At 64.4% G+C, this 14216-nt stretch carries 14 protein-coding genes; 5 read left to right on the plus strand and 9 right to left on the minus strand.

The window, feature by feature from the left end:
• Nucleotides 1–26: 26 nt before the first annotated feature.
• From AC0MAZ_RS23140 to AC0MAZ_RS23155, 4 genes are all read right to left on the minus strand, one after another.
• Complete coding sequence (locus tag AC0MAZ_RS23140; protein ID WP_110739238.1) at nt 27–320, minus strand: YcgL domain-containing protein; 294 nt, start codon at nt 318–320, stop codon at nt 27–29.
• Nucleotides 317–1450 carry a ribonuclease D gene (gene rnd, locus AC0MAZ_RS23145; RefSeq protein WP_234560250.1) on the minus strand — a complete coding sequence of 378 codons (1134 nt, stop codon included), beginning with the start codon at nt 1448–1450 and terminating at the stop codon, nt 317–319. The genes AC0MAZ_RS23140 and rnd overlap by 4 nt, the downstream gene beginning before the upstream one ends.
• A 93-nt stretch (nt 1451–1543) precedes the next feature.
• On the minus strand, nt 1544–3181 hold the full coding sequence (locus tag AC0MAZ_RS23150) for a phosphoethanolamine transferase (protein ID WP_475859321.1): 1638 nt from the start codon (nt 3179–3181) through the stop codon (nt 1544–1546).
• 164 nt (nt 3182–3345) lie between these two features.
• A complete protein-coding gene (locus AC0MAZ_RS23155) occupies nt 3346–3711 on the minus strand; it encodes a 5-carboxymethyl-2-hydroxymuconate Delta-isomerase (protein WP_232857189.1) in 366 nt (121 codons plus the stop codon).
• Between the two features lie 116 nt (nt 3712–3827).
• On the opposite strand from AC0MAZ_RS23155, the gene AC0MAZ_RS23160 reads away from it, so the two are divergent.
• Entirely contained in the window at nt 3828–4067 is a 240-nt protein-coding gene (locus AC0MAZ_RS23160; RefSeq protein ID WP_081100331.1) for an HP1242/YdcH family protein, read from the plus strand.
• 121 nt (nt 4068–4188) lie between these two features.
• Here AC0MAZ_RS23160 and AC0MAZ_RS23165 read toward each other — a convergent pair whose 3' ends face one another.
• Nucleotides 4189–5370: a trans-sulfuration enzyme family protein gene (locus tag AC0MAZ_RS23165; protein ID WP_475861486.1), complete on the minus strand. Its 1182-nt coding sequence runs from the start codon at nt 5368–5370 to the stop codon at nt 4189–4191.
• Nucleotides 5371–5522: 152 nt separating this feature from the next.
• Between AC0MAZ_RS23165 and AC0MAZ_RS23170 the strand changes: the two genes are divergently transcribed.
• Nucleotides 5523–5981 carry an Lrp/AsnC family transcriptional regulator gene (locus AC0MAZ_RS23170; protein ID WP_203651322.1) on the plus strand — a complete coding sequence of 153 codons (459 nt, stop codon included), beginning with the start codon at nt 5523–5525 and terminating at the stop codon, nt 5979–5981.
• Nucleotides 5982–6115: 134 nt separating this feature from the next.
• Here AC0MAZ_RS23170 and AC0MAZ_RS23175 read toward each other — a convergent pair whose 3' ends face one another.
• Nucleotides 6116–8446: an FdhF/YdeP family oxidoreductase gene (locus tag AC0MAZ_RS23175; RefSeq protein ID WP_475859323.1), complete on the minus strand. Its 2331-nt coding sequence runs from the start codon at nt 8444–8446 to the stop codon at nt 6116–6118.
• A gap of 255 nt (nt 8447–8701) precedes the next feature.
• Between AC0MAZ_RS23175 and moaA the strand changes: the two genes are divergently transcribed.
• Nucleotides 8702–9706 (plus strand): GTP 3',8-cyclase MoaA, encoded by a 1005-nt coding sequence (gene moaA / locus AC0MAZ_RS23180; protein WP_050704307.1) that lies wholly within the window; start codon nt 8702–8704, stop codon nt 9704–9706.
• A 45-nt stretch (nt 9707–9751) separates the two neighbouring features.
• Nucleotides 9752–10627 (plus strand): bestrophin family protein, encoded by an 876-nt coding sequence (locus tag AC0MAZ_RS23185; protein WP_475861488.1) that lies wholly within the window; start codon nt 9752–9754, stop codon nt 10625–10627.
• Between the two features lie 164 nt (nt 10628–10791).
• Here the strand turns inward: AC0MAZ_RS23185 and moaB are convergent, their stop codons facing one another.
• Complete coding sequence (moaB, locus tag AC0MAZ_RS23190) at nt 10792–11331, minus strand: molybdenum cofactor biosynthesis protein B (protein ID WP_475859325.1); 540 nt, start codon at nt 11329–11331, stop codon at nt 10792–10794.
• Between the two features lie 201 nt (nt 11332–11532).
• On the opposite strand from moaB, the gene AC0MAZ_RS23195 reads away from it, so the two are divergent.
• Nucleotides 11533–12420 (plus strand): LysR family transcriptional regulator, encoded by an 888-nt coding sequence (locus tag AC0MAZ_RS23195; protein WP_475859327.1) that lies wholly within the window; start codon nt 11533–11535, stop codon nt 12418–12420.
• Here the strand turns inward: AC0MAZ_RS23195 and AC0MAZ_RS23200 are convergent, their stop codons facing one another.
• Complete coding sequence (locus AC0MAZ_RS23200; RefSeq protein WP_475859329.1) at nt 12421–13269, minus strand: tail fiber protein; 849 nt, start codon at nt 13267–13269, stop codon at nt 12421–12423. It lies immediately after the preceding gene.
• Between the two features lie 104 nt (nt 13270–13373).
• The gene (locus AC0MAZ_RS23205) at nt 13374–14144 is read right to left on the minus strand and encodes a PAS domain-containing protein (protein ID WP_475859331.1); all 771 of its coding nucleotides are present in this window, start codon (nt 14142–14144) and stop codon (nt 13374–13376) included.
• Nucleotides 14145–14216: the final 72 nt, after the last annotated feature.

Here is a 14216-nt window from a genome sequence, read left to right on the forward strand (position 1 = left end):
CAATCAGAGAGGGGACCGTGCCTGGATCAGGCCGGGTCGTTGCGGCGCAGCAGTTCTTCGGGCAGGTGCTCGATGTAGTCGTCATCCGGCGGCGGCATCTGCAGGTGGTAGCCCTGCTTGTCGAGGTTCTCCAGCACCTTGGCGATGTCCTCGCGGGCCAGCGTGCGCTCAGGCGTCAGCACCAGGTCGAAGGCATGCACCGGCTTGCCGAAGAATGGCAGCAGCGCCTCAGGCACACGCTCCAGCCCCTCGGCCTTGAGCACGTAGAGGTACATTTCGTTCTTGCGTGGGCTCTTGTAGATCGAGCAGATACGTTTCATCGGGAATCTCCGGCGCCCGCCAGGTCGTCCAGCAGGGCCTGGCCCATGCGCTCGCGACGCCAGCCGCGCAGCGCATCGGGCAGTTGATAGGGGCCGTCGGGGTAGCCGCTCTTGAGCAGGGCTTCGAGGGCTTTCTTGCGCAGCATCAGTTCCGGGGCGATGCCCAGCCGCTCGCCTTCGGCCTGGCCGATGGCGCGCAGGCGCTTGAGAATGCCGGCGGCTTCGATCGGCAGCGGCTCGGGCAGCGGCTCGGGCCACTGCTCCTGGGGCTGGCTGGCGGCGCGCTTGATCAGCTGGATCAGCTGCTCACCGTCCTGGCGGATGGTGCGCGGATGCATCTCGTCGATTTTCGCCAGCGCCGACGGGCTGTCTGGCTGGCTCCTGGCCATGGGCCACAGCGAGTGTTCCTTGAGGATGCGGTTGCGCGGCACATCGCGGCTGCGGGCCTCGCGCTCGCGCCAGGCGCACAGTTCGCGCAGCACGGCCAGTTGCTGGCGACCGAGCTTCCAGGCCAGCTTGACGTCGCGGTACAGGGTTTCGGGCTCGACTTCGCGGCGCAGCGCGGCGACCAGTTCGGCGCCGTCTTCCAGCACCCAGGCGTACTTGTCATCCGACAGGCGCGGGCGCAGGGCGTCGAACAGTTCGGCCAGGTGCACGGCGTCTTCGGCGGCGTAGCTCACCTGGGTGTCCGACAGCGGGCGTTGCAGCCAGTCCGAGCGGGTCTCGCCCTTGGGCAGTTCGAGCCCCAGCACCTCTTGCACCAGGCGCGAGTAGCCCATGGAGAAACCGATGTTCAGGTAGCCGGCGGCCAGCTGGGTGTCGAACAGCGGCTGGGGCAGCTTGCCGGTCAGTCGCAGCAATACTTCCAGGTCTTCGCTGCAGGCATGCAGCACCTTGACCACGCCGCTGTCCTCGAGCAGCCCGGCCAGCGGCTGCCAGTCGCGGATCAGCAGGGGGTCGATGAGATAGGCGCACTGGCCGACGCCGATCTGGATCAGGCCGGCCTTGGGGTAGAAGGTGTCGACCCGCATGAATTCGGTGTCGAGGGCCACGAAGGGCTGTTCGCGCCAGCTTCGGCAGTGTTCGGCCAGGGTCTGGTCGTCACGGATCCAGTGTATTTCGATGGCCACGAGGCTCTCCCACTAACATTGGCGCGCAGTATATACGGCGCGGCCCCTGGGGGTGAAACCTCGCGCCATCCATGGTGCCGGGCGGTCGACCGCTCAGCGTTTGGCCGCCAGCCACGGCCGGCAGCTGGCGAACATGTCCAGCGATCGCTGGTAGACCTCGGTGCGCACCTGCAGCAGGCCGAGCATCGAGTGGAACAGGTTGTCCTGGGACAACGGCGCATCGCGCAGCTTGCCCAGGCATTCGGTGTCCAGGCCGAAGTCCTGGCGGTAGCTGTCGGAGAACCAGGCCAGCAGCGGCACATGCTTCTGCTGGTCCGGCGCGATCATGTAGGGCGTGCCGTGCAGGAACAGGTTGTACTCGCCCAGCGACTCGCCATGGTCTGAAAGATAGATCATCGCGGTGTCGACCTTGTCCTGTCGGCTGCGCAAGGTATCGATCAGGGTGGCCAGCACCTTGTCGGTGTAGGCCAGGGTGTTGTCGTAGCCGTTGACGATCTCCTGCTGGCTGCACTGGTTCAGGGCGTTGCTGCGGCACACCGGGGAGAAGGGTTCGTTGCCCGCGGGGTAGCGCTTGAAGTATTCAGGGCCATGGCTGCCCATCTGGTGCAGCACCAGCACGGTGTCCTGGTCGAGGTTGTCCAGCAACTCGGCCAGGCCCTGCAGCAGGATCTCGTCATGGCATTCGCCACTGGCGCACAGCGCCGGCTCCTTGAGGTTGCTCACATCGATGAACTGCACCCGGTCGCAGGTGCCTTTGCAGCCGGACTGGTTGTCACGCCACTGCACCGCCAGGCCCGCGCGCTGGAGGATGTCGAGCAGGCCCTCGCGGTTCTTGGCCACGCGGGCGTCGTAGTCCTTGCGCGGCATGCCGGAAAACATGCAGGGCACCGACACGGCGGTCTCGGTGCCACAGGAGTGGACGTCGGTGAAACTCAGCAGGCCCTGCTCCTTGGCCAGTCGTGGCGTGGTGTCGCGGGCATAGCCGAGCAGGCCGAAGTTGTCCGCCCGGGCACTCTCGCCGACCACCAGCACGGTCAGCGACTTGCGCGCATGCTGCTGCCAGGCGCTATCGCGACGGGCATCTTCGCCATAGCGCTGAAATGGCCGGGTGGCGCTGCCCACCTGTTCGCTGACATAACCGATGGAGGCCCCGACAATGTTGCTTGGCGTGAGCATCAGGCGCAGTTCATGGTGATTGCGAAACAACGACGCCAACCCCTGGTAGTTGACCAGCGCCACCGAGCCCAGGGCCGCGACGCAGGCCCCACTCACCACCAGCTTGCCCAGCAGTTCGCGGTGCCAGGGGCGATAGGCGATCCTGGCCTTCCACACCAGCAGCGACGGCAGCACACCGAGCAGCAGGATATACAGGGCAAACTTCAGCGAGAGCAGATCGCGTACTTCTGCCACATTGGTTTCGGCAACATTGCGGAACATGCCGGCATCAATAAGCACACCATATTGATTCATGAAGTAAGCGACACTTGCACCGCTGAGGAACAACACGATCAATACCGGTTTCAGGACATAACGAAACGCCAGCAAGGTAAGTATGAGATTGAAGGCGAACAGCATCAGCACGGCGAACGCCAGGCTCAGCCACAGCCCCACCATGCCCGGCGGCACGATGGATTCCAGGTGTTGCCAAAGCAAGCTATTGAAGCCGATCAACAGGTACAGGCTGGCCAGCAACGTGACCCATTCGGTCCGCAGGGATTTGAGTTTCAGCATGGCGTTCGCAACAAGAGTTCATCAGCGGCCAACACGCCCGGACGGGCAGGTTGGGAAGTTGGCCGAACTCTAGAAAGCCTAGCATCAATTTTTTGTGAAAAAGACGCCAACAATTAGTATGCCGACGTCTTTCATCCATTAAACAACTTTCATTCAGCTGCCATTCAGCCAGGCAGGCGAAGCTTGGCGTACGGCTCGCGATCGATATCCAGGACCTCCACGCACAGCTGGATGTCCAGGCCGGCCTGGCCGGGGATCGCCTCGCGCAGCACCTCGAGCAGGCTGTTGGACAATTGCTGCTTCACTTGCGGCGTGCGCCCGTTGAGGATCGCCAGGCGTACATGGGCGAAGGCCCGCTCGCCCGGCGCGGTACCGACCCGGTATTGGGCGAAGGCCTGGGCACGGCTCTTGATGTCCAGCTCTTCGGCAAACTGGCCGCTGCCGACCAGGGCGTGGTTCAGGCGCAGCAGCAGCACGTCGACATTGAGCTCGCGCAGGTTGTCGCTGTATTCCAGGTTCAGGTGAGGCATGGCGCAGGTTCCGGTTACGCAGGGATGGGCGACAGCCTAACCCAGTCCCGCAATGCGGCAAAGGCGACTATCCTCTTGGTTCAGGTTCGCTTACCAACCCTGAGAGAGGTGGAGAAATGCCAGTTCCGCACAATCTATTTGAAGACCTTGGCGTAAAGGAAGATGACTTCAATGCGCTTGCGAAGGAAAACCACAAACTCGCAGAGCTGAAGAAACGCTACACCGAGAAGGATCATGACATTGAGAACGTTGAGAAAACCGGCCTCACTACGGATGACAACCTCAATCGACTTCGAAAAGAACGCGCTCTGATCAAGGAAGAGATCGAACGGATCGTCCATCCGCCCAAATCCTGACTGAACCAGAACATTTGCCGGCCTCTTCGCGGGTAAACCCGCTCCCACAGGGCCACCACCCACATTGAAATCAGTACTGTACCTGTGGGAGCGGGTTTACCCGCGAATGGGCCGGCAGCCATCACACGGAAGCTGAAGCCTTCAGCGCCGCGTCCAGGTCCTCGATCAGGTCCCGGTAATCCTCGATCCCGATCGACAACCGCACCAGGTTCTCGCTGATCCCCATCACGCCCTTCTGCTCCGGGCTCAGGGAGTTGTGCGACATGCTCCAGGAGTGGTTGATCATGCTCTCCACCCCACCCAGCGAATCGGCCAGGACAAAGATCGACAGCGCCTCGACCAGGCGGTTGACCGCGGCCCGATCCCCCTTGATGCGCAGCGCCACCACCGCACCGCCGGTGCGCATCTGGCGCTTGCTCAACTCATGCTGCGGGTGGCTTTCCAGCCCCGGGTAGTAGACCTGCTCGACCTGCGGATGCTGTTCGAGGAACTGCGCCACGCGCAGGGCGTTGGCGCTCTGGCGCTCCATGCGCACGTCGAGGGTCTTCAGCCCGCGCAGCGCCAGGTAGCAGTCGAACGGCCCCTGGATCGCGCCGACCGCCATGCTGATCTTGCGCAAACGGCCCAGCAGTTTGTGATTGGCCGCCACCACCACGCCACCGGTCAGGTCGGAGTGGCCGCCGATGTACTTGCTCGCCGAATGCATCACCAGGTCCACGCCCAGGTTGATCGGCTGCTGGTTCCATGGCGAGCAGAAGGTGTTGTCGATGCAGGTCATCACCCCACGGGCGCGGGCCAGGTCGCAGACCGCCTTGATGTCCACCAGGTGCAGCAGCGGGTTGGTCGGCGACTCGATCCAGATCAGTTGCGTGTCCGGACGGATCGCCGCGGCCACGGCCTCGACGTCGTTGAGGTCGACATAGGTAGTGGTCAGGCCCGAAGTGCGCCCGCGGTAGTCTTCCAGCAGGCGGAAGGTGCCGCCGTAGACGCCGTTCATCACCACCACGTGGGCGTCCTTGGACAGCAGCTCGAGCACCGTGGCGGTGGCGCTGACGCCCGAGGCGCAGGCGACCGCGCCGACGCCCTCCTCCAGTGCGGCCACGCAGGTCTCGTAGGCGTGCCGGGTCGGGTTGCTGACACGGCTGTAGGCGTATTCGGGGTTGTCGTCCAGGCCGCGCTTGATGAACGAGCTGGAAGTGACGATGGCCGGGAAGATGGCGTTGTCGGCGACGCTGGACTGCTCACCGGCGTGGATGGTGCGGGTGGCGAAATTGCGCGGTTTGTCGGACATGGTCGGGTCCATTGACTGAGGATGGAAAACCGCCACTATCTCATATCCGCAAGGCCCGGGCGCCAACAGAACGTTGCTGTCGAAGAACCAGCCGAAAGGCTTTCAACGTTCGCCTCGTACGGCTAACCTTGGAAAACTTTCCCTCAAATCTGCCAGATGACGCCATGGACAATTTCGACCAGCACATCCTCACCCTGCTCCAACGTGATGCGTCGCTGTCCCTCAAGGACCTGGCCGAGGCGGTCAACCTGTCTACCACGCCGTGCTGGAAGCGGGTCAAGCGCCTGGAAGAGGAAGGCTACATCCGCGGCCGCGTCGCCCTGCTCGACCCCGAGCGCCTGGGCCTGGGCCTGACGGTGTTCGTCCAGCTCAAGACCCAGCGCCACGACAGCGCCTGGCTGGCGCAGTTCGCCGCCACGGTGACGGCATTCGAGGAGGTGATGGAGGTGTACCGCATGTCCGGTGACTGGGACTACATGCTGCGGGTGGTGGTGGGCGACATCGCCGCTTACGACCGCTTCTACAAGAAGCTGATTACCAGCACCGACGGGCTGTCGAACATCACCTCCAGCTTTGCCATGGAGCAGATGAAGTACACCACGGCGTATCCGGTACGTCGCTGAAAGTGCAACAGCGCGCCCCTCTTCTGTAGGAGCGGCCTTGTGCCGCGAAAGGGGCGCGCAGCGCCCCCGGGTTTTCGGCATCATGTGAGATTGTCGGGGCTGCTACGCAGCCCTTTCGCGGCACAAGGCCGCTCCTACACCTCCGTGGTGATCGCCTCGATCCGGTTCCCGGCCCTGGCCTTCTCCAGCTTGATCGCCACGAACTTCGAGGTCGGCGTATAGGTCCCCTCGCCATAACTCTCCAGCGGCACCAGCGGGTTGGTCTCCGGATAGTAGGCCGCCGCCTGGCCTTGCGGCACGTCATAGGCCACCAGGCGGAACCCCGAGACCCGCCGCTCGCGACCATCCTCCCAGAGCGACACCAGGTCCACCTGCTCGCCCGGCTCGAAGCCCAGCCGGCGGATGTCCGCCTCATTGACGAACACCACCTCGCGCAGGCCGAACACCCCACGGTAGCGGTCGTCCAGCCCGTACAACGTGGTGTTGTACTGGTCGTGGGAACGCAGGGTCTGCAGAATCAGGTCGGGTTTGTCGCCACGGGCCAGCACCTGGGCGTTGACCAACTGCTCGGGCAGCACGTTCGCGGTGAACCGCGCCTTGCCGGTGGCGGTGCGGAAATTACGGTCCGCAGCATTGTTGCCCAGGTGGAAGCCACCCGGATGCTGCAGGCGCTCGTTGAATTCGCTGAAGCCCGGGATGACGTCGGCGACCATGCTGCGGATGCGAGCGTAGTCGGCAATCGCGTAGTCCCAGTCAATCGGCTTGCTGCCCAAGGTGGCCTTGGCCATGCCGGCGACGATGGCCGGCTCCGAGCGCAGCAGCGGCGAGCGCGGTTTCAGCTGGCCATGGGAGATATGCACCATGCTGAAGGTGTCTTCCACGGTGACGCCTTGCGGCCCTTCGGCCTGGATGTCGATCTCGGTGCGGCCCAGGCACGGCAGGATCAACGCATCACGCCCAGTCACCAGGTGCGAGCGGTTGAGCTTGGTGGAAATCTGCACGGTCAGTTCGCAGTTGCGCAGCGCCGCGTGGGTACGCGGAGTGTCCGGAGTCGCCTGGGCGAAGTTGCCGCCCAGGGCAATGAACACCTTGGCCCGTCGCTCCTCCATGGCCTGGATCGCCAGCACCGCATTGTGGCCATGCTCGCGAGGTACCTTGAACTGGAAGCGTTTCTCGAGTGCATCGAGCAGCGCCGCCTTGGGCTTCTCGTCGATACCCATGGTGCGGTCGCCCTGCACGTTGCTGTGACCACGCACCGGCGACAGGCCGGCACCTGGCTTGCCGACGTTGCCGCGCAACAGCTGCAGGTTGACGATCTCCTGCACGGTCGGCACCGAATGGCGGTGCTGGGTCACGCCCATGGCCCAGCACATGATCACCCGCTCGGCCTTGCGGTACATGCGCGCGGCCAGCTCGATCTCGGCCTTGCTCAGGCCCGACTGCTCGATGATGTGTTCCCACGGAGTGGTATCAACCAGCGTCAGATAATCCTCGACACCGCTGGTGTGCTCGGCAATGAACGCGTGATCGAACACGGGTGGCTCATCGTTCAACTGCGCCTCGCGCTCCCACTGCAGGAGGAACTTGGCGATCCCGCGCATGGCCGCCATGTCGCCGCCCAGTGCAGGACGGAAGTAGGCGGTGTTGGTCGGTTCGGAGCCGTTGCTGAGCATCTCGAACGGGTGCTGCGGGTGCTGGAAGCGCTCCAGGCCCCGCTCCTTGAGCGGGTTGAAGCAGACCACCTGGGCGCCGCGCTTGACCGCCTCGCGCAGCGGTTCGAGCATGCGCGGGTGGTTGGTGCCAGGGTTCTGGCCGATGACGAAGATCGCATCGGCCAGCTCCAGGTCATGGAACACCACGGTGCCCTTGCCCACGCCGAGGGTTTCGGCCATGCCGACGCCACTGGCCTCGTGGCACATGTTCGAGCAGTCGGGGAAGTTGTTGGTGCCATAGGCGCGCACGAACAACTGGTAGAGGAACGCCGCCTCGTTGCTGGCCCGACCCGAGGTGTAGAACTCGGCCTGGTCCGGCGACTCGAGGCCGTTGAGGTGCCGGGCGATCAGGGCGAACGCCTCGTCCCAGCTGGTTTCGACGTAATGGTCGGTGGCTGCGTCGTAACGCATCGGGTGGGTGATGCGGCCCTGGTATTCGAGCCAGTAGTCGGTCTGCTCGAGCAGGGCGCTGACGCTGTAGCGGGCGAAGAACGCCGGATCCACCGAGCGGCCGGTGGCCTCCCAGTTGACCGCCTTGGCGCCGTTCTCGCAGAACTTGACCATGTCACTTTCCGGCGACTCGCCCCAGGCACAGCCCGGGCAGTCGAAACCGCCGTTCTGGTTGGTCTTGAGCATGGCCCGCAGGTTCTTGAAGGCGTTCTCGCTGCCCAGCCAGCTCTTGGTCACGCTTTTGAGCGCGCCCCAGCCGGCGGCCGGCCCCTTGTAGTCCCTGATGTGTTCGTCCTGGCTCATGCTGCGCTTCTCCGCACGGTGTTTTTTCCAGCCTAAGAAGCCGCTCCCAGTGCGTCCAATCGAAATAAATGACAGCGTGATAAACCGTCTCGATCACCCGGTATAGCCCTTGAGCTCCGTGGCCTGCAGCCGTGATAGACGAGACTGATCGAACGGTCGGGGAAAGCAATTTGACGTCACTGGGCGCAGGTTATAGCTTGAACCTTGTCTGCGGCCTTTCGCCGCCCCCAGCCACTGCACAGGTCGAGCGCGAACGTGGAAAAGAACCCCCAGGCCCTGATCGACGGTTTCAACCGCAAAGTCGATTACCTGCGGATGTCGGTCACCGACCGCTGCGATTTTCGTTGCGTCTATTGCATGGCCGAAGACATGCAGTTCCTGCCGCGCCAGCAGATTCTCAGCCTCGAGGAGCTGTACCTGGTCGCCGAGCGCTTCGTCGCCCTGGGCACCCGCAAGATCCGCCTGACCGGTGGCGAGCCCCTGGTGCGCCAGGGCATCGTCGGGCTGTGCGAGCGCATCGCCGCCCTGCCCGGCCTGCGCGAACTGTGCCTGACCAGCAATGGCTCGCAGCTCGGCCGCCTGGCCCAGCCGCTGTTCGATGCCGGCGTCTCGCGCCTGAACATCAGCCTCGACAGCCTCGACCCCGAGCGCTTTCGCGCCCTGACCCGTACCGGCGACCTCAAGCAGGTGATCGCCGGTATCGACGCCGCGCGCGCCGCGGGCTTTCGCCGCACCAAGCTCAACGCGGTAGTGCTCAAGGGCCGCAACGACCACGAAATCGTCGACCTTGTGCGCTTCGCCATCGACCGCGAGCTGGACATCTCCTTTATCGAAGAAATGCCCCTGGGCGTCATCAGCGAACACGAGCGCGGCGAGTCCTTCTGCTCCAGCGACGACGTGCGCGCCCGCCTGGCCGAGCACTTCACCCTGGTCGAGTCAGCCGAATCCTCCCAGGGCCCGGCGCGCTACTGGCGCCTGGCCGAAGCCCCCGATACCCGGGTCGGCTTCATCTCGCCGCACAGCCACAACTTCTGCGCCACCTGCAACCGCGTGCGCCTGACCGTCGAAGGCCGCCTGCTGCTGTGCCTGGGCAACGAGCACTCGGTGGACCTCAAGCAGGTCCTGCGCCAACACCCCGGCGACAGCGCCCGCCTGGAAAAGACCCTGCGCGACGCCATGCAGCTCAAGCCCTACCGCCACCACTTCGAAGTGGGCGGCGAGGTGCAGATCCTGCGCTTCATGAACATGACCGGCGGCTGATCGGCCGCCTCTGGAACCGTCTTGATCGTCCACTCACGCCCCGACATGCTGCGCGTGCTGTTCACCCTCAAGGGCTCGATTGTCCAGCGTATCGCCTTGCGCTGCCTGGCGGTGACCTTGCTGGCGGCGCTGATCGTGCTGGTCGAGCGGCACTACCCGGCGCTGTTCTACCCGGTCAGCGCCACGCCCTTCACCCTGCTGGGGCTGTCGCTGTCGATCTTCATGAGTTTTCGCAACAACGCCTGCTACGACCGCTGGTGGGAGGGCCGCAAGGCCTGGGGACGGATGATCATCGAGGTGCGCTCGTTCGTGCGCGAAAGCGTGGCGATCGAGGACCAGCAGCTGCGCGCGCAGATGCTGCGTGGCCTGTGCGGCTTCGCCCATGCCCTCAATGCCCGACTGCGCAACGAAGACGAACTGCCCCTGGCGCGAACCTGGCTGGCCGAGGGCGCGCCGATCACCGCGCACAACGTGTGCGACGGTATCCTGCGCGATATCGGTGCCCAGTGCTCACGGTTGGCGAAGGACGGCGCGATCAGCGAGTTCCGCTACACCCTCCTGGAGCAGCGCCTAGCCGGCCTGTCGGATGTGCAGGCCACCTGCGAGCGAATCAAGGGCACGCCGCTGCCGTTCCCCTACACCCTGCTGCTGCACCGCACCATCTACATCTTCTGCCTGCTGCTGCCGTTTGCCCTGGCAGAACCCCTGGGCTGGCTGGCACCGCTGTTCACCACCATCGTCAGCTACACGTTCTTCGGCCTGGATGCGATTGGCAACGAACTGGAAGACCCGTTCGGCCGGGACGAGAACGATCTGCCGACCGATGCGCTGGTGCGCACCGTCGAGCGCGATGTGCTGGGGGCATTGGGGCATGAGCCGCTGCCACCGGCGTTGGTGCCGGTGGATCATGTGCTGAGCTGAAAAGTCGGGTTCATCTGTACCGGCCTCTTCGCGGGCAAGCCCGCTCCCACAGGATAATCTGGCGCCTGGACTGCCCCAAGGGCTGGATTGGCGTCCAACTTCTTGGGGGCAATCCACGCCTGTGGGAGCGGGCTTGCCCGCGAAGAGGCCGGTACAGGAAAGCACTAACCTCGGCTGTCGCATGCCCCGATTGGCTTCAGGTGCGCGACGAAGTTGCACGGCCGGTGCCGCGCATCCAGCTGCTCGGCCAGGATACCTTCCCAGGCCGTGCGGCAGGCGCCGGTCGAGCCCGGCAGGCAACACACCAGGGTGCCGTTGGCCATGCCGGCCAGGGCCCGGCTCTGCACGGTCGAGGTGCCGATATCGAGGATCGACAGGGCGCGGAACAGCTCGCCGAACCCGTCGATGCGCTTGTCCAGCAGACAGTCCACCGCCTCCGGCGTGCTGTCGCGTCCGGTGAAGCCGGTGCCGCCGGTGATCAGCACCACCTGCACCTGGTCGTCGGCGATCCAGGTGGCGACCTGGGCGCGGATCTTGTACAGGTCGTCCTTGAGCAGCTCCCGCGCCACCAGGCGGTGGCCCACGCCGACGGCGCGGCTGGCCAGCAGCTCGCCGGAGGTGTCGGTGTCGTAGGTGCGGGTGTCGCTGACGGTCAGCACCGCGATGTTCAGCGGTACGAACACCGCGTCCGGTTTCACGCTCATGGCCTTTGCTCCAGGATTGGCTTCGCGGCCACGTTAGAGACAAGCCCCGGCAGCGTCCAATCGATAGGGCGTACCGGGTGATCGACGATTTCTATCGCCGATCTCGGACCCGCTACCGGGTCGGTGAAATGTTCATCAAGGATTAGCCAGGTGCTTCACTCTTGGTTAAGGTCTACCCACCCCGCAACCCCAGGCCGCACCATGGACATCAAACAGCTCAAGTTCCTCATCGCCCTCGACCAGACCCGCCACTTCGGCCAGGCCGCGGCGCTGTGCCACATTACCCAGCCGACCCTGTCCATGCGCCTGCGCAACCTCGAGGACGAACTGGACCTGGTGTTGGTCAAGCGCGGCCAGCGCTTCGAAGGTTTCACCGAAGCCGGCGAGCGCATCCTGGCCTGGGCCCGCACCCTGCTCGCCGCCCATGACGGCCTGCAGGCCGAGGCCGCCAGCTGCCGCGGCCAGGTGGTCGGCAGCCTGCGCCTGGGCACCGTGCCGCTGGCCAGCTTCAACCCCATGCAACTGCTGATGCCCCTGCGCGAGAAGTACCCCGAGCTGCACTTCCAGCTGTCGTCGCTGAGCTCCGAGCAGGTGATCGACGGCCTGAGCCGCAACCAGCTCGACCTGGGCATCTGCTACCTCGACCAGGTCAACACCAGCTTCTTCGAAGTGATCGAGCTGAGCACCACCACCATGGGCCTGCTGCACGACACCCGGCACTTCCAGTTCGAGGCCGATAGCCTGCGCTGGGAAGACCTCGGCGAGCTGCCGCTGGGTTTGCTGAGCAAAGGCATGCACTACCGCCAATCCCTCGACCTGAGCTTGCGCAGCCGGGGCCTTGCGCCCAATGCCGTGCTCGAGAGCGACTCGACTTTCCAGCTGATCCAGGCGATCAACACCGGCGTGTGCTGCGCGATCATGCCGCTGGACTGCGGCCTGGAAGACCTCAGCAAGCACATGCGCATCATCCCGGTGCAGGAAGCCAGCATCCACAGCCCGGTCGGCCTGCTGCTGCGCCGCAGCGAGCCGCGCTCGGCCATCGCCGAGCAGTGTTTCGACGAGGCGCGTGCCCTGTTCAGCAGCGAGTGATCAGCACTTGATCAATGCGAGCATGGCCATGTTGCGTGGGCGGGTGATCCCGGAGTAACCACGGTCACCGAACAGACCTGGCAATGCATAGTTGACCCGCGCATCGACCCCACCCAGCGAAATGGTCGAATACTCGTCGGTGGAGTAGGCATCCACGCCCATCGCGACTTGCGAAGCGGGACCTGTGTTCTGCGTGGTGGATGCACTCCAGACGCCGTTGGCTATGTTCTGGGTGGTGTCGTAAGGGTAGAGGCTGCCCTTCTGCCAGGAGCCGAACGCCCGGCCTTGGTCTACCCCACGGCCGTCATCGAAGCCACGGATGAACTCACCGCGCAGGTCAGGCAGGCCGAAGGTCGTGACACCATCGCCAGCGCCATAGGTGGTGCCGATGGCGGCGAACAATGCGCCATGCTCGGCGCGAGACACCAATGCCCCATCGGCCTTCAGCCAGCCCACTGGCGCCTCGTTGGCTGCGGAGAACTTGATGTCACCAGGCGCGGCTCCGGAGAAACCGATGATCTGGCCAAGCGTCACGGCATGCTGGCTATGCGTGGCATTGGCCACCTGCTGGGCACCACCCTCGCAGTTCAGCAGGATCCAGCACAGGGCCCCCTGGTTGAGCAGTGGACCGAGGTAGGAAACCAGCGTCACGTTGCCGCCAGCGACAATCTCGTTGCCTTGCAACAGCTGCCCACCGAGGCCGTAGATCGGCGCGGCTGCCAGACCATCGGGAGCATAGGACGCATCCGCTACGTTGGTGCTGGTCGCACGAAAGTACTGAACGACACCATCGGTAGTGGGTAGCGCTGCAAAAGGCAGGGAATTCTTGGCGGTGTAAGCGGTTGTCATCGTGAACATCCTGTATCGATTGAGTTTATGCACGCTACTGAGTAGCGTTGAAACCCAATATATGCATAAAAGCATAATAAATCAATGCATTTATGCATCGACCTTTAATTCGTTGCCATCCGGTACTGCCGCGGCGTGAAACCGGTTAGTTGCCTGAACTGCCGGCTGAAGGCGCTGTGGTCGGTGTAGCCACAGCGCAGAGCCACCTCGATGATCGGCAGGTCGCTGTGCAGCAACTGGTGCGCATGCTCCAGGCGGGCCTTGTGGATCATCTGCCGGGGAGTGAGGTGGAACACCCGCTTGCAGTAGCGTTCCAGCTGCGCCACCGAGATCCCGGCGATGCGGGTCAGCTCGCCCATGCTGATCGGCTGGTGGAAATGCGCGCGGATATGCGCATCCACCGCCGCCAGGCGCTGGTAGGCGGGATGGGTGTCGGTGGCTGACTGCAGGTCGACGGAAATGCCCACCAGGCCGATGATCGTCCCCGCCGGATCGTACAGCGGACGCTTGTGGGTCAGGCACCAGCCCGGTTCGCGGCTGCCGTACAGGTGCAACTCCAGCTGGTCCTCCAGCACCAGGCCCTGCTCCAGCACCCGTCGATCCTGCTCGGTGTAGCCGGGGCCCAGGCGCGCCGGGAACACCTCGGCGCTGGTCTTGCCCAGCAGCGGTTGCAGGTACTTCAGGCCGCAGCGCTGGACCAGTGTGCGGTTGGCCAGGACGTAGCGGGCCTGGTCGTCCTTGATGAAGATCGCCGCATTGGCGATCACGTCGAGCATGGGCAGCAGCCAGACCACACCGGTGAGCAGGGCCTCGAGGGATTCGGGGCGGTGCTGGTCGAGGGTCTGGTACAGGGTTGCCAGTGAGTCGTGTGACATTCAATCAGGTCTCCGGTGGCAGGGCCGGCCTCTTCGCGGGGCAAGCCCGCTCCTACAGGGATCGCGCCGATC

Source organism: Pseudomonas sp. A, from assembly GCF_056270345.1.